Annotated in this window: 15 protein-coding genes and 2 pseudogenes; 9 read left to right on the top strand and 8 right to left on the bottom strand. The window is 70.3% G+C overall.

The window, feature by feature from the left end; genetic code table 11:
* Positions 1 to 2: 2 nt before the first annotated feature.
* Positions 3 to 887 (bottom strand): fumarylacetoacetate hydrolase family protein, encoded by an 885-nt coding sequence (locus Pme01_RS11015; RefSeq protein ID WP_168115456.1) that lies wholly within the window; start codon positions 885 to 887, stop codon positions 3 to 5.
* A 144-nt stretch (positions 888 to 1,031) separates the two neighbouring features.
* On the opposite strand from Pme01_RS11015, the gene Pme01_RS11010 reads away from it, so the two are divergent.
* Together Pme01_RS11010 and Pme01_RS11005 are read left to right on the top strand one after the other, a co-directional pair.
* Positions 1,032 to 1,691: a FadR/GntR family transcriptional regulator gene (locus Pme01_RS11010; RefSeq protein ID WP_239088175.1), complete on the top strand. Its 660-nt coding sequence runs from the start codon at positions 1,032 to 1,034 to the stop codon at positions 1,689 to 1,691.
* Positions 1,692 to 1,959: 268 nt separating this feature from the next.
* Entirely contained in the window at positions 1,960 to 3,624 is a 1,665-nt protein-coding gene (locus Pme01_RS11005; RefSeq protein ID WP_168115458.1) for a peroxidase family protein, read from the top strand.
* A 106-nt stretch (positions 3,625 to 3,730) separates the two neighbouring features.
* Here the strand turns inward: Pme01_RS11005 and Pme01_RS11000 are convergent, their stop codons facing one another.
* A complete protein-coding gene (locus Pme01_RS11000; protein WP_239088154.1) occupies positions 3,731 to 5,221 on the bottom strand; it encodes an aldehyde dehydrogenase family protein in 1,491 nt (496 codons plus the stop codon).
* A 249-nt stretch (positions 5,222 to 5,470) separates the two neighbouring features.
* A complete protein-coding gene (locus Pme01_RS30885) occupies positions 5,471 to 5,950 on the bottom strand; it encodes a GNAT family N-acetyltransferase (protein ID WP_373315482.1) in 480 nt (159 codons plus the stop codon).
* Between the two features lie 227 nt (positions 5,951 to 6,177).
* Between Pme01_RS30885 and Pme01_RS10990 the strand changes: the two genes are divergently transcribed.
* The 3 genes from Pme01_RS10990 to Pme01_RS10980 are packed head-to-tail and all read left to right on the top strand — an operon-like array spanning position 6,178 to position 8,235.
* Complete coding sequence (locus Pme01_RS10990; RefSeq protein ID WP_168115459.1) at positions 6,178 to 7,239, top strand: LLM class flavin-dependent oxidoreductase; 1,062 nt, start codon at positions 6,178 to 6,180, stop codon at positions 7,237 to 7,239.
* A 1-nt stretch (position 7,240) separates the two neighbouring features.
* A complete protein-coding gene (locus Pme01_RS10985) occupies positions 7,241 to 8,065 on the top strand; it encodes an alpha/beta hydrolase (RefSeq protein WP_168115460.1) in 825 nt (274 codons plus the stop codon).
* Positions 8,062 to 8,235 carry a hypothetical protein gene (locus Pme01_RS10980; protein ID WP_168115461.1) on the top strand — a complete coding sequence of 58 codons (174 nt, stop codon included), beginning with the start codon at positions 8,062 to 8,064 and terminating at the stop codon, positions 8,233 to 8,235. The genes Pme01_RS10985 and Pme01_RS10980 overlap by 4 nt, the downstream gene beginning before the upstream one ends.
* A 3-nt stretch (positions 8,236 to 8,238) precedes the next feature.
* On the opposite strand, the gene Pme01_RS10975 is transcribed toward Pme01_RS10980, so the two are convergent.
* The gene (locus Pme01_RS10975; RefSeq protein WP_168115462.1) at positions 8,239 to 8,796 is read right to left on the bottom strand and encodes an isochorismatase family protein; all 558 of its coding nucleotides are present in this window, start codon (positions 8,794 to 8,796) and stop codon (positions 8,239 to 8,241) included.
* Positions 8,797 to 8,928: 132 nt separating this feature from the next.
* On the opposite strand from Pme01_RS10975, the gene Pme01_RS10970 reads away from it, so the two are divergent.
* Both Pme01_RS10970 and Pme01_RS31745 read left to right on the top strand, forming a co-directional pair.
* Positions 8,929 to 9,153 carry a hypothetical protein gene (locus Pme01_RS10970; RefSeq protein WP_168115463.1) on the top strand — a complete coding sequence of 75 codons (225 nt, stop codon included), beginning with the start codon at positions 8,929 to 8,931 and terminating at the stop codon, positions 9,151 to 9,153.
* A 79-nt stretch (positions 9,154 to 9,232) separates the two neighbouring features.
* Positions 9,233 to 9,547 (top strand): annotated as a pseudogene (locus tag Pme01_RS31745) (GNAT family N-acetyltransferase); the annotation flags it as partial.
* 114 nt (positions 9,548 to 9,661) lie between these two features.
* On the opposite strand, the pseudogene Pme01_RS10965 reads toward Pme01_RS31745, so the two are convergent.
* A pseudogene (locus Pme01_RS10965) lies at positions 9,662 to 10,219 on the bottom strand (MBL fold metallo-hydrolase); the annotation flags it as partial.
* Between the two features lie 74 nt (positions 10,220 to 10,293).
* Here Pme01_RS10965 and Pme01_RS10960 point away from each other — a divergent pair.
* The gene (locus Pme01_RS10960) at positions 10,294 to 10,587 is read left to right on the top strand and encodes a hypothetical protein (RefSeq protein WP_168115464.1); all 294 of its coding nucleotides are present in this window, start codon (positions 10,294 to 10,296) and stop codon (positions 10,585 to 10,587) included.
* A gap of 77 nt (positions 10,588 to 10,664) precedes the next feature.
* Here the strand turns inward: Pme01_RS10960 and Pme01_RS10955 are convergent, their stop codons facing one another.
* On the bottom strand, positions 10,665 to 11,081 hold the full coding sequence (locus Pme01_RS10955) for a YeeE/YedE thiosulfate transporter family protein (protein WP_168115465.1): 417 nt from the start codon (positions 11,079 to 11,081) through the stop codon (positions 10,665 to 10,667).
* Positions 11,081 to 11,737: a YeeE/YedE thiosulfate transporter family protein gene (locus tag Pme01_RS10950; protein ID WP_168115466.1), complete on the bottom strand. Its 657-nt coding sequence runs from the start codon at positions 11,735 to 11,737 to the stop codon at positions 11,081 to 11,083. The genes Pme01_RS10955 and Pme01_RS10950 overlap by 1 nt, the downstream gene beginning before the upstream one ends.
* 870 nt (positions 11,738 to 12,607) lie before the next feature.
* Between Pme01_RS10950 and Pme01_RS10945 the strand changes: the two genes are divergently transcribed.
* Positions 12,608 to 13,288, top strand: coding sequence for an HNH endonuclease family protein (locus Pme01_RS10945; RefSeq protein ID WP_168115467.1), 681 nt, complete (start codon positions 12,608 to 12,610; stop codon positions 13,286 to 13,288).
* A 51-nt stretch (positions 13,289 to 13,339) separates the two neighbouring features.
* On the opposite strand, the gene Pme01_RS10940 is transcribed toward Pme01_RS10945, so the two are convergent.
* Positions 13,340 to 13,725, bottom strand: a 386-nt coding sequence (locus Pme01_RS10940; protein ID WP_203935546.1) for a cellulose binding domain-containing protein, incomplete at its 5' end; no start/stop codon positions are given.

Below are 13,725 nucleotides of genomic sequence, written 5' to 3'. Positions count from 1 at the left end.
GTTCAGGCGACGCGGTTGCGCTGAGCGCCCAGGCCGGTGATCGCGACCTCGACGACGTCGCCGCTGGACAGGAAGCGGGGTGGGTCGAAGCCGATGCCGACCCCGGCCGGCGTGCCGGTGGCGATGATGTCGCCGGGCAGCAGGGTGATGCCGGCCGACAGGGTGGCGATCAGGTCGGGGATGTCGAAGATCAGGTCCTTGACCGGCGCCGACTGGCGGCGCTCCCCGTTGACGAAGCTCTCGACCAGCAGCGCGGTCACGTCCGGGACCTCGTCGACGGTCACCGCGTACGGACCCATCGGGCAGTGCGTGTCGAGCGACTTGCCGAGCAGCCACTGCTTGTGGGCCCGCTGCAGGTCCCGGGCGGTGACGTCGTTGATGATCGTGTACCCCCAGACGTGGTCGAACGCCTCGTCGCGGGGGATGCGGCGGCCACCGCGGCCGACGATCACCGCGAGTTCGGCCTCGTAGTCCAGTTCGGCCGTGACGCCGTGGTGCGGATCGATGTCGGAGTACGGGCCGTTGACCGCGGTCGTGGCCTTGCTGAACAGCACGGGGTGTTCCGGCATGGCCTCGGAGCGGTCCGGGCTGTCGTAGCCGCTGCGGCCGAATTCGACCACGTGCTCCTGGTAGTTCTTGCCCACGCAGAAGATGTTGCGCCGCGGTGAGGGCAGGGGAGCCAGTAGCTGTACCGACTCGAGCGGCTGTGCGGGCAGGGAGTCAGCGCGCTCCGCGAGCAGCGGGCCGAACTCGGCCCAGCCCTCGATCACCTCGAGCATCCCGGAGCCGGCCGGCAGCAGGTCGCTCACGTCGCGGACCGTGCGCGCCGAGGCATCCACGACGCCGACCCGGCGGCCCGATTCCGTGGACAGCGTCACCAGCTTCATTGCGCAACCAATCTGAACCAATTGATACCAATGTGTTGCGGTCACGCTACGCCTCTTTGAAAGCGCCTGTCGAGGGGGAAGTTCCGCAATTATTGATAGTTGAGATTGGTCCTGATTGGTTCGAGACGGTAGGCTGCCGGCGTGATGTCGGTGGAGCAGTCGCTGCGGTCCCTGCTGGCCGAGGGTGCTCAGGACGGCAGCTTCGGGCCCGGGTCCAAGCTGCCCACGGAGCGCGCTCTCGTCGAGCGGCTCGCCGCGCCGCGGAGCGCGATCCGGCGCGCCCTCGAGATCCTCGAACGCGACGGGGTGGTCGTCCGCCACGTCGGGCGCGGCACGTTTCTCACCGAGGCCGCCGTTGAGGCCGCACGCGCCGCGCCGGCCGACACCAGCCCCGCGGAGATCATGCAGGTCCGACTCGTCCTCGAACCGCCGGTCGCCGCGCTCGCCGCCCGGGTCGCCACCCAGGCCGACCTCGAGCGCATCTCGCAGTGCCTGGAGCGCGGCGGGGACAGTGACGAGTTCGAAGCCTTCGAGCGGTGGGACGGCAAACTCCACCGCGCCATCGCCGAGGCCGCGCACAACGGCCTGCTCATGAACATGTTCGACGTCATGAACACGGCCCGCCAGTTGCCCGTCTGGGGCAGCCTCAAGCGGCGTACCTCAAGTACCGAGCGGCGCCGCTGCTACCACGCCGAGCACACGACCATTGTGGACGCGCTCCGCGACCGCGATCCCGACGGCGCGCAGGCCGCCATGCGCCGTCATCTGGAGAACGTCGCCGACAATCTCCTCGGGCGGCACTGACCGGGACTGTCGTATCGAACGCCGACTCGGGTCGCATAGAGGACACTCGTTCGAATCAACGGTGGTGGTGTGCGACCGTCGAATCAAGTCGCCGTGACCGGCATTCGCAACGCTGTGCCGGACCGGCCGGCTCGCGGTCCAGAGTGGACGGACCGCACGCGGGGCAACGGCTGAATACGTCTGCATGTGCTTTCACGGTGCGTGCCTGCCGGCTCCGTCGCCGGCGGTCCTTCCTGGGGTGCCGGTCATCACGAGGGAGGAACGACTGATGAAACGGCACATGCGGGACGACTACTTCGTGGTCGGGGAGGGACTGTTGTCCTTCGACGACCAGGGCCAGCCGGTGGCCGAGCGCCCTTCGACCACCGCCGAACTGCGTAAGTTCCGATTCTCCCGGCTGGGCCCGGAGGGTGTCCCGCTGGAGGAGAGCATCCGGGCGGCCGTGGCGCAGGCCATGGTGACCGGTCCCTCGAGCGACTCGGCGAACCCGGCCATCCCCGCCGGGTTCACCTACCTCGGCCAGTTCGTCGACCACGACCTGACCATGGACGCCACCGCCGTGGCCTTCGGCTCGGACGTGTCCGTCGACGAACTGCTGCAGGGCCGTTCGCCGGCGCTCGACCTGGACTCGCTGTACGGTCGGGGCCCCCACGACAAGGACGACAGCAGGTTCTACGCCGCTGACTCGGTGCACCTGAAGGTCGGTAAGACCGCCGCGGTACCGATCGACCCGGTCACCAACCAGGATCTCGAAGGGTTCGACCTGCCGCGCGCCGGACACGGCTCCACGAAGGCCGCCCGGCAGGCCGCGGTCATTCCCGACCCGCGCAACGACGAGAACCTCGCCGTGGCCCAGACCCACGCGGCGTTCCTGCGTTTCCACAACCGCGTGGTCGACCAGTTGGCGACCGCGGGACTGACCGGCCTGCTGCTGTTCCACGCCGCCCGCGCGCTGGTGGTCAAGCACTACCAGTGGATGCTGCGCACCGACTTCCTGCCGCGCATCGTCTCCCCGGAGATCGTCGACGACGTGTTCACCAACGGTCGGAAGTTCTTCGAGGTGTCACCCGGCAACCAGGAGCGGCGCCGGTACCGCTGGGTCAAGCCCGGCGACCGGCCCACCATGCCGATCGAGTTCTCGGTGGCCGGCTACCGGCTCGGCCACAGCATGATCCGCGGTGCCTACCAGTGGAACCGCATCTTCAACAGCCAGTCGGCCTTCGGGATCGCCACGCTCGACCTGCTGTTCCGGTTCTCCGGTACCAGCGGCAACCTCTCCCCGGACGGGGAACTCGACAATCCCGAGTCGGGGGCGTTCGAACGGCTGCCCACCAACTGGATCGTCGACTTCCGCCGGCTGTACGACTTCAGGGAGGCCGGACGCGAGGACCTCGTCGTCACGGACGGCCCCGGGCTCAACGTCACCCAGCGCATCGACACCCGGCTGGTCGACCCGCTGCAGAACCTGCCGCTGGGCTCGTTCGGCACCCGCGACGCCACGCCGCCGCCGATCCAACGCAACCTCGCCTTCCGCAACCTCACCCGGGCGTTCATGGTCCGGCTCGCCAGCGGCCAGCAGATGGCAGACCTGTTCGACATGGAGCCGCTCAAGCCCGACCAGATCCTCGGCGGCAACGACGGCGCCGTCCTGGACGACCTGAGCCAGCAGCAGAAAGACGCCCTCACCGCCAACACGCCCCTGTGGTTCTACGTGCTGCGCGAGGCCGAGTTCAACCAGGGCCGTCTCAACGGCGTCGGCGGCCGGATCGTCGCCGAGGTGTTCCACCGGGCCATGGAGGCGAGCCGGACCTCGATCCTGCGCGACCCGTCGTGGCGACCGACCCTGGGCCCCGACAACGGCACCTTCCGAATGGTCGACCTGTTGCTGTTCGCCTTCGAGGGCAAGGCCGAAAAGCTCAACCCGCTCGGCTGACGACCCAACCATCACTGCCGGCCACGTCGACACCGTCGACGTGGCCGGTCCCGACAACGCAGCAGCCGCCGGGTGACCCGGCGGCTGCTGCGGCTACGGACCGCGGTCACATCGCGATGACGACCGACTTGGTGTCGAGGTACTCGGCCAGGCCTTCGGGGCCGTACTCGCGGCCGTACCCGGACTGCTTTACCCCGCCGAACGGCACCGCCGGGTCCATCAGGCCCCAGGTGTTGACCCAGACGATGCCGGCCTGCAGCCGCGAGGCGACCCGGTGTGCGCGGTTCAGGTCGCGGGTGTGCAGGCCCGCGGCCAGGCCGTACCGGGTGCTGTTGGCGAGCGCGACGGCCTCGTCCTCGGTGTCGAAGGGCTGGATGGTGAGGACCGGGCCGAACACCTCCTCCTGTACCAGCCGGGAGTCGTTGGCCATGCCGACGACGACCGTGGGGGCGTAGTAGTAACCGCCGTCCAGGTCGATGCGGTGACCACCGGTGAGGATCTCCGCGCCGGGCTCGGAGCGCGCCAGCTCCACGTACCGTTCGATCTTCTCCAGGTGCCGCGCTCCCGCGATCGGGCCGATCACGGTCGCCGGGTCGAACGGGTCACCGAGCGGTACGCCGCCGGCGGCGCCGGCGACGGCCTTGCTGACCGCGTCGAACAGCGGACGCGCGACCAGGAGGCGGGTGCCGCCCATGCAGAACTGGCCGGTGTTGAAGACGAACGCCTCGATCGCCTTGCCGATCGCGATGTCCAGGTCGGCGTCCTCGAAGATGATCTGCGCGGACTTGCCGCCGAGTTCGAGGGTGACCGGCTTGAGGCTGTCGCCCGCGGTACTGGCGATCTTCCGGCCGACGAGGGTGGAGCCGGTGAAGGCGATCTTGTCGACGCCGGGGTGCCGGACCACGGCGTCACCCGCCTCGACGCCACCGGTGACGACGTTCAGTACGCCGTCGGGCAGGCCGGCCTCGCTCAGGACCTCCGCGATCACCAGCGCGGTGAGCGGGGTGTCCTCCGCCGGCTTGTGCACCATCGTGTTGCCCGCCGCGAGGGCCGGAGCGATCTTGCTGGTCGACAGGATCATCGGGAAGTTGAACGGCGTGATCGCGCCGATCACACCGATCGGCTCCGGAACCGTGTACGCCATCGACGGGAAGGCGGTCTGGCGGGTCGCGCCGCCGAGGCCCTGCGCCAGGCCGCCGTAGTACTCGAAGTGCGAGATCGTGTTGGCCACGTCGATGATGCGGCACAGGCTCACCGGCTTGCCCGCGTCGACGCTCTCCAGCGCGATCAGCTCGTCGGTCCGCTGCCTGAGCAGCTCGGCGGCCCTCATCAGGACCCGGGCCCGCTCCCGCGGCGGAGTGCGCCGCCAGGGGCCGTCGTCGAAGGCGGTGCGGGCGGCCCGGACGGCGACGTCGATGTCCTGCGCGTCGCCGTCGGCGACGGTACCGATCTGTTTGCCGGTGGAGGGGTCGATGACCTCGCGTCGCCGCCCGGAGAGGGCGTCCTGCCGGGCCCCGCCGATGAACAGCGAACCGTCGCTGAGGGTCGGTCGGCTGATCGGCGCTGGGGCGTCAATGCTCGGCTGTCCGGACGTCACTGTTGCTCCTTGTGCACATGGATGGGGTCGCCGGATCGGTCTGTGCTCCGGATCTACCGGCCGCTCGGGGAGCCGCAACCGGAGTCCGGCGGCGAGCAGGTCGGCGGCGGCTCGCCACCAGGCAGCAGGACGTCGGCGTCGTGGAGACAAACGCTATGCCCCACCAGAGCGCTAGGCAATGCAACGGACTCCGGAAGATCCGTTAGGTGTATCCAGGGGGTGACCGGTTGGATGGCGGGTCGGTAACTATCAGTCACTTAATAGTGACTGTAGATGATCTCGGGAGTCGGGGTGCTCCGTTCGGTAGTGGTACCGACACAGCTCGGCGAAGCCGGCGCGTTCGTACAGCCGCCGCGCCGCGGCGTTGTCGTCCTCGACCTGGAGGTACATGCGCCCGGCCCCGTTCTCGGCGGCCCACCGGGCGAGGGCGGCGAGCACGCCCCTGGCGGCGCCTCTGCCGCGGGCATCCGGAAGTGTGGCCATGCCGAACACGCCCGCCCAGCCGGTCTCGGCGACCGCGCGGCCGACCGCGACGACCCCGGCAGTGGTGAGCACCGAGACGTAGGCGCCCGGCCGGTCCACCCGGCGGAGCAGGTTCCACTCGGGGCCGGGCTGATCTGGAACCGGGCACGCGTACCGTGCCCGGCGTAGAACTCCTCGACCGACCGGATCCGGCCCGGCAGGTCCACCGGCGCGGCGTCGTCGTGGGGCAGTACCGAACTGGCCCACCAGGCGCCGCTGTCTGCGTACCGCAGCCACCAGCCGTCGAGGCGGTCGAGGACGACCGGAGGAAGTGCGTGGGCGGCCCGCTCCTGCAAGCCTCTGACCAAGCCCGGGTCAGCCACCGTCGACATGCTCCACCCTCCGACCTCCGGAACATCGCAGCGAAGACACGATGATCCGTCAATCGGTATAACTGGACGGGGCATTTGATCCAATCGAGAGAGGCAGCAACAGTGTCGACAGCACAGCCGGGCGTCGAATTCGGTCTCTTCGACTGGATCGACGCCGCTCCCGGCGCAGGCGTCAGCGACGTGTACGAGGGGCGGCTGCGGCTGCTCGCCGAGGCCGACCGGGGCGGGTTCGCCGTCTACCACCTCGCCGAGCACCACGGCACCCCGCTGGGGATGGCTCCCTCACCCGGCGTCTTCGTCGCGGCCGCGGCCCGGGTCACCACCCGCATCCGGTTGGCGCCGACGACGTTCATCGTGCCGCTGTACGACCCGCTGCGGCTGACGCAGGAGATCGCCATGCTCGACCAGCTCAGCCGCGGGCGGCTCGAGATCGGCGTGGGCCGGGGCTCTTCACCGCACGAGGCCGCCATGTACGGGCTCACTCCGGCGGACGCGGCGGAGCGGTTCGAGCGGTACCTCCCGGCCATCCTGGAGGGGCTGGAGACCGGGACGTTCCGGCGGCCCGACGGCGATCCCGTCCCGCTTCACGTTCCGGTGTACCAGCGCCCGCATCCACCGCTGTGGTACCCGTCCTCGAACCCCGCCTCCATCCCCAGACTGGGGGAGCAGGGCTACAACGCCCTGTTCGGCTTCGGCTTCGTCTCCCCGCCGCTGGACGTCCTCCGGGAGCAGAGCAAGACCTTCTTCGAGCGGTACCGTGCCTCGGCCGAGCGCGGCGAGGCCCGCTACGGCCTTGCGGGTACGACCCCGCGGTTCGGCATCATGCGGCACGTCTTCGTGGCGCCGACGGACGAGGAGGCGGTGGAGCTGGCCCGGCCGGCCTTCGCCGACCACCACACCAGCTTCACGCACCTGTGGCGGCTGCACGGCAATGAGCGGTTCTCCGCACCCGTCGACTTCGACCAGCTCGTCGCCGAGGGCAGGCTGTTCGTCGGATCCCCGCAGACGGTCGCCCGGCAGGTGGCTGAGGCGATCGCCGGTACCGAGGTCAATTACGTCGCGGGCGCGTTCGCGTGGGGCTCGCTGGACACCGAGGCGTCCCTGCGGTCGCTCCGGCTGTTCCGGGACGAGGTCATCCCCGCCGTACGCCGGGTGGAGCACTGACATGGCGGAGTCTGCTGTGACGGTGCACCGCGATCTGGTCTACGCCACGGTCGGAGGGCTGGACCTGTGCCTGGACCTGTACCTGCCGGAGGTCCGGCCCGCTCCGCTGTGCGTGTGGCTTCACGGCGGAGGCTGGATGCGCGGTTCGCGGACGGACCGGGCCGAGCAGCGGCTGCTGCCGGTGGCGCGGAGCGGCGTGGCGGTGGCGGCGGTGCAGTACCGGCTCAGTGGTCAGGCGACGTTCCCGGCGCCCCTGGACGACGTACGGGCGGCCGTACGCTGGCTGCGTGCCCACGCGGCGGAGCTGGATCTGGACGCGTCCCGGATCGGCGTGTGGGGAGCATCGGCCGGTGGTCACCTCGCGGCCCTGCTCGCGCTGTGCCCGGACGGCCGGGACGCCGAGCTGGGCGACAGCTCGGTGCAGGCCGCCGTCACCTGGTTCCCGCCGACGGACCTGCTGCTCGTCGGGGCCGAGGTGCCGGAGGGTCCCCGCCCCGGCTTCCTCTCCTCTCCGCCGCCGTCACCCTCGTTCGAGGCGCGGCTGCTCGGGGTGGAATCGGTGGACCAGGCGAAGGCCGAGGCGCGGGCGGCCAGCCCGATCGCGCACGTCCGCCCGGACGCGCCGCCGTTCCTGCTCATGCACGGCGACCGGGACGGGCTTCTGCCGTCCGTCCACAGCCGGGGCCTCGCCGACGCACTGCGGGCGGAGGGGGTCGACGCCTCCCTGATGCTGCTGGCGGGCGCCAACCACGAGGACCCGGCGTTCGACTCGCCCGCCAGCCTGGGCGCGGTCAGCGGGTTCCTGCGGGCGGTGCTGCTTCGTTGAGCTACCCCTCGAGGGAGGACGACGGCTGGATCTTGGCGAAGCCACAGTGGACGCGGTTCGCCACACCCGTAGGCGTCGCGATCGCACCCCGCTCGATCGTGCGGTGCGGGCCCAACGAGATGCCGCCGGAGCGGGACCTGGTCACGCTGTGGTGGCCGGGCAGCGCGTAGGTCTCAGGATGCGCTGAAGTCGACGTCCTTGGTCTCGGCCGTCCCGGCCTTCCGCCCCGGCGCGGTCTGATAGGTCCAGTACAGGTTCGTGTGCGCGATGACCTGGTCCGGCGGCGGCGCCCCCCACGCCGTCTGATCCTCCGTGGTGTGGGCGTCGCTGACGAGCGTCGCGTCGTATCCCCTGACCAACGCGCCGTGGAGCGTCGAGCGGATGCACGCATCGGTCTGTGCGCCGACGACGACGAGCCGTCCGACCCCGAGGCCCGACAGCACGGTTTCGAGGGTGGTGTCCTCGAAGGAGTCGCCGTAGAGCTTCTCGACGAGCGGCTCGGCGTCGCCCGGGGTCAGCTCGGGGACGATCCGCCAGTCGTCGCTGCCCTTCGCAAGGTCCTCGTCGGAGTGCTGGACCCAGACCACGGGGATGCGCTCCTCCCGCGCCCGCTCGACCAGGCTGCCGATGTTCGCGACGACCGTGTCGCGCTCGTGTGCCCCGGCGACGACGCCGTTCTGCACGTCGACGACGAGAAGCGCGGTGTTCGGCCGGTTCTCCAGTGTGGTCACGATCTCCCCTTACGCATGACGGGTTCTGGTGTCCGCTCACGGTAGACCCACCCACCGACAGCGGGACGGTAATAACCTCAAGCAGCTCTGGTGATCCCCGGACGCTCCGACCGGACGAACAGGAGAATCGGCATGGCCCTATCGGAACTGCTCCTCGTACTCTTCCTGTCCGCCCTGGTTCAGGGGGTGGTCATCTACCTCGCGGTGAAGGCCGCATTTCTCCGTGGCTTCCGTTCGGCCCTGGCGCTCCTGGCCGGGCGCAGCCGCCAGAAGGGTCTGGTCAACTCGGTGCGCGGCGACTTCCATACGGTCGTGCGATGGGTCAAGACGATCGAGGTCGTCGCGCGGGAGCCTTGATCTTGTGTGCGAGGCTCCGGCGGTGACCGACTTCAGCATTCGTCCAGCCGCCCCGGCCGACGAGGACTTCCTGGTCGACATGCTCGTGGAGGCCATCAACTGGCTGCCCGAGCGCAACTGGTCCCGCGAGCAGATCATGGCGGACCCGTCGATCGCTCACTACGTCACCGGCTGGATGCGTCCGGACGACTTCGGCGTCGTCGCGGTGGACGCGGCCGGTCAGCCGGTCGGCGCGGCCTGGTTGCGGTACCTGACCGCTGCCGATCCGGGCTACGGGTACGTCGGTGACGACGTGCCGGAGTTGACCGTCGGCGTGGTGGAGACGTGGCGCGGCCGGGGTGTGGGCCGGGCGCTGGTGCGCGCCGCTCTGGACGCCGCCCGTGAGCGCGGGGTGCCGACCGTGTCGCTCAGCGTGGAGCGGGCGAACTTCGCCGCGAGGCTGTACGCCGCCGAAGGGGTTCCGGCCGGTCGAGTCGTTGGAGGACGCGGACACGATGGTCGCCGAGCTCTAGCCGATCGAGAAGCTGCTGCCGGCGGCGGCGTAGTCGATGCGCCCGCTGAACCGGGTGGCCGCGCGTGCCATCGCCTGCTCCGGGGAGAGGAAACGGCCGACGTGGGTAATGATCAATCGCCTCGCCCGGGCCGCGGTGGCCGTGTCGCCGGCCTCCTCGGGCGTGTGGTGTACCGGCGGCTCACCCCCGGCCGGCGCGTGTGCGCTCTCGGCCTCGCACAGCAGCGCGTCGCACCCGTCGGCCAGGGTGGTCAGGTTCGCGCATGGCGCCGTGTCCCCGGAGTAGACCAGCGACGCGCCCGCGGCCTCGACCCGTACCGCGAAGGCCGGCATGCCGTGCGCGACCGCCCGGCTGGTCAGGGTGAGCGGGCCGACCCGTGCCCGGTGCCCGTCGTGCAGGTCGTGGACGGCGAAGGCGGATTCGATCGGGCTGCGGGTCGAGGTGTTCGTGAGGAAATGGGCCAGACGGTCGGCGATGCCCGGCGGCCCGTACAGGGGGATCGGCGCGGCGAGGCGCACGTCCGCGAAGAGGGCGCCGTAGTACGCGGTGAGCAGCCGGCGGCGTCATCAACAACGTCGACGGCGACCAGTACATCACCGGTGGTCAGCAGGGCACGGTCACCACCGAGGTGGCGCGGCGAGCGGCCCGCGACCTGCGTCAGGCGGTGGCGGCGACGGGCCTCGACCGGACCACGGCGACCGAGGCGCGGGCCCGGGCCGAGGAGATCGAGACTGGGGTGAACGCGCGACGGCCGGACCGGGCGCGGGTCGCGCGCGCTCTCGAGCAGCTCACGCGACTGCTCGCCGCCGCGGGGTCGCTGGCGGCGGCGGGTGGGGCGCTGATAGGTCCGCTCCACACCCTCGCCGGCTGGCTGGGGGCGCTCGGAGGGCCTGTCCTGGGCCTGCTTCCCCTGCCCGGCTGACCCGCGGAGTACCGCTGCTGGTCGGCGCCGCCGCGGTCTGGTTCACCCCGGCCGCAGCGGCGCTGCCGCAAGGACGGCTACTGCCCGCAGGATCCGGTGTCGAGGTGGAAGTACCGGGTGTTGGCCCAGCGGCAGAGCCGGATGCCGACGATGACGCCGGCGATCGTGACGAGCGCGGGGAGGTACCCGCTGGCGACCTGGATGATCGGGATCGCCGGGCAGCCGCCCGAGATCGCCCAGCCCGTGCCGAACAGCACCGCGCCGGGTACCACGCCGGCATGGATGCGCCCCAGGTTGCGACGGACGCGCAACAGGGCGAAGAACATGACGATGATCCCGACGGCGCCGGCGAAGGCCAGGAGCATGCGAAGGTCCTGGAAGGTGAACATGCGGTTCAGCTCGGCGTAGTCGCCGAACCCGATGTTCGCGACGGTGAAGCCGAGGGCCAGCCCGGCGATGATGTTGGCGACAAGAACCCCGCCTCGGGTACGCATCAGAACACCTTCCACAGCAGGAACGACACGACGACGGCGGTACCGAAGAAGACGGCGGTCGCGAGGAGGCTGACCGGTTGCAGGCGGCCACAGCCGCTGAGCCCGTGACCGCTGCTGCACCCTCCCGCGAGCCGGGTGCCGAAGCCGACGAGGATCCCGCCGACGAACAACGTGGCGACCATGTGGATCGGCTTGTCGGTCACGATCTGGCGGAAGCCGTCACCCATGTCCAGGCGGAGGTGGAATCGGCCGGCTGTCACCGCCGCGATCCAGCCGCCGACGAAGATCGACAAGAGGAGGGCGGCCTGGCTGACCAGGGGCGCCGGTAGCAGGTTCGCGAACGGGTTGTTCGTATCCGCAGTCGGCGAGGTGTCCAGGCCCAGTGCCTGCGGGTCGGCGGGCGCGGCGTGGCGCGGGGCGGGTGCCGGCGGACGACCTCCGAACTGCTCGGCGGTGGCCGCGGCGAGCGCCTCGACGAGTACCCGGTCGTCAGTGACCCGGGCGTTGATCCGCTCGACGCGGCGTTCGGAGCGCCAGTGCAGGACGCGGTCCCACGCCGAGGACACTCCGAGCGACCGGTCGGTCGTGACGGTGTAGTTGATGGTGACGAGGGCCAGGCCGGCAGCGCCCGCCCACCAGGGCCAGTAATCAATCATGCGGGACCTGTGATCCAATCGGCGAGTCGGGTCCACCACCGGCGCCTTGTGGGTCGGCGTGATGGGATTCCGGAGTGGTGCGGAACCTGCGCGTGTGGCGCCGGGTCGAACTCCCGGCCCGGTGTCGGTGCGTGCTCGAACCGGGCCGCCGGTATCCGCTGGAACCTCGGATCGGGCTGCGACGGCGCTACCTGGTTCGGGTTGGCCGTGCCGGACCAGTCTCTCAGGTGCAGCGCGTCGGCCCCGTTCGGCAGAAGCGTGATCGGTACGAGCCGGCCCGTCGTCGACAGCTTGTATCGGGCACAGTCCCGCCAACGGTCCACACTGTCACAGTAGTAGTCGCGCCAGTCGCGCAAGCTTGCGTTGAGCAGTGGGAAGAGCGGGCATTCTCTGGCGTGTAGGCAGCCCATGTCGCTCCGATCTGAACGTGCGCCGCCCGGGCGGGTGAGCGGCGTGGCGGGATTCGGCGTCGCAGATCTCAGCCAGGCGAGCATAGAGCATGCCGAATGCAGCCGCAGCAATCGCTCCGTGATCGGCCAGACCGTGGGCCCGCGTACCGCCTGGCTCCGCCAGGTTCGTCGGCTGTGCCACTTCCACCGGCGCATCCGTCACCAGGCCGAGCCCGACATGCGCACCATACACGACACTCGACGCCCAACTACAGCCATGATCACCAGTGGCCGCGCCCGCGCGTGGGTCGCGCGGGCCTTCGACGTGGCGAGCGGGTGACCTGTCGCCCCGGGCCCCGTCCCGCCGTCGGGTGAATCGACGATCTCACGTACGTGAATATTTTGATCGGTCGTTGCGGTACGGCAACATCGTGATCAAGGCATGGCCACCGGGGCCCGCGATGGTCAGGGACGCCACGCCATGGACACTTTGGAGGCTCCCGTGCCCGGTTCGCCCACTCGACCCCGCCGTATCCGACTCGGCCTGATCGGCGCCGCCGTCGTCGGCACCGTACTGTCAACGACCCTGGTGTCACCAGCGGTCGCCACCCCGCCCAACATCCCGAGCAAGGCCACCGCGCAGAGCGAGTTGAACGCGCTGACCGTGGCCTCCGAGGGCTCGATGAGCGGGTACTCGCGGAGCCTGTTCCCGCACTGGATCACCATCTCCGGAAACTGCGACACCCGCGAGACGGTCCTCAAGCGCGACGGCAGCTCGGTGACCGTGGACAGCAACTGCTACCCGACCTCGGGGCGCTGGTACAGCCCCTACGACGGCGCCACCTGGACCAGCCCCGCCGACGTGGACATCGACCATGTCGTGCCGCTCGCCGAGGCGTGGCGGTCGGGGGCCAGTTCGTGGACCACCAGCAAGCGGCAGAGCTTCGCCAACGACCTGAGCTACCCGCAGCTGATCGCGGTGACCGACAACGTCAACCAGGCCAAGGGCGACCAGGACCCGTCCACCTGGCAGCCGCCGCTGTCGTCGTACCGGTGCACCTACGCCAAGATGTGGATCCGGTCGAAGTACCACTGGGGGCTCAAGCTCCAGTCGTCGGAGAAGAGCGCGCTGCAGAGCATGCTCAACACCTGCTCGTCCTGAAATGAGCCCGGTGCGGAGGGCTCAGCCCTCCGCACCGGGTACCGCCGGGGATCAGCTGGCGGTGCAGGACGGGGTCATGCCCGTCGCGCTGCCGGTGCCCTGGAAGCCGAACTGGGTCGACTGCCCGGCGGCGATCCGGCCGTTGTAGCTGACGTTGGTGAACCGGACCGCGCCGCTGGTACCGCTGGCCTGGGCGTTCCAGGTGTTGGTGATCGTGGCACCGGAGGGCAGGGTCATGCTCACCGTCCAGCCGTTGGTACCGGACGAGCCGGCCGTCACCGTCACAGTGGCCACGAAGCCGCCGTTCCACGAGTTGAGCGACACCGACGCGGAGCATCCACCGCCCGCGGGCGGCGGCGAGGTCGGCGGTGTGGTCGTGGGCGGTGTGGTCGTCGGTGGCGCGGTGGTGGGCGGCGTGGTGGGTCCGCCGGTGGCCG

This window comes from Planosporangium mesophilum, assembly GCF_016863255.1.
GTDB classification, from domain to species: domain Bacteria; phylum Actinomycetota; class Actinomycetes; order Mycobacteriales; family Micromonosporaceae; genus Planosporangium; species Planosporangium mesophilum.
This window is presented reverse-complemented; position numbering and strand designations above follow the sequence as displayed.

What these genes read in the sequence shown, in the direction of transcription:
- Pme01_RS11015 (WP_168115456.1), bottom strand. Translation starts at nt 887, where the DNA reads ATGAAGCTGGTGACGCTGTCCACGGAATCGGGCCGCCGGGTCGGCGTC.
- Pme01_RS10945 (WP_168115467.1), top strand. Translation starts at nt 12,608, where the DNA reads ATGGACACTTTGGAGGCTCCCGTGCCCGGTTCGCCCACTCGACCCCGC.
- Pme01_RS10985 (WP_168115460.1), top strand. Translation starts at nt 7,241, where the DNA reads ATGGCGGAGTCTGCTGTGACGGTGCACCGCGATCTGGTCTACGCCACG.
- Pme01_RS10970 (WP_168115463.1), top strand. Translation starts at nt 8,929, where the DNA reads ATGGCCCTATCGGAACTGCTCCTCGTACTCTTCCTGTCCGCCCTGGTT.
- Pme01_RS11005 (WP_168115458.1), top strand. Translation starts at nt 1,960, where the DNA reads ATGAAACGGCACATGCGGGACGACTACTTCGTGGTCGGGGAGGGACTG.
- Pme01_RS10950 (WP_168115466.1), bottom strand. Translation starts at nt 11,737, where the DNA reads ATGATTGATTACTGGCCCTGGTGGGCGGGCGCTGCCGGCCTGGCCCTC.
- Pme01_RS10955 (WP_168115465.1), bottom strand. Translation starts at nt 11,081, where the DNA reads ATGCGTACCCGAGGCGGGGTTCTTGTCGCCAACATCATCGCCGGGCTG.
- Pme01_RS11010 (WP_239088175.1), top strand. Translation starts at nt 1,032, where the DNA reads ATGTCGGTGGAGCAGTCGCTGCGGTCCCTGCTGGCCGAGGGTGCTCAG.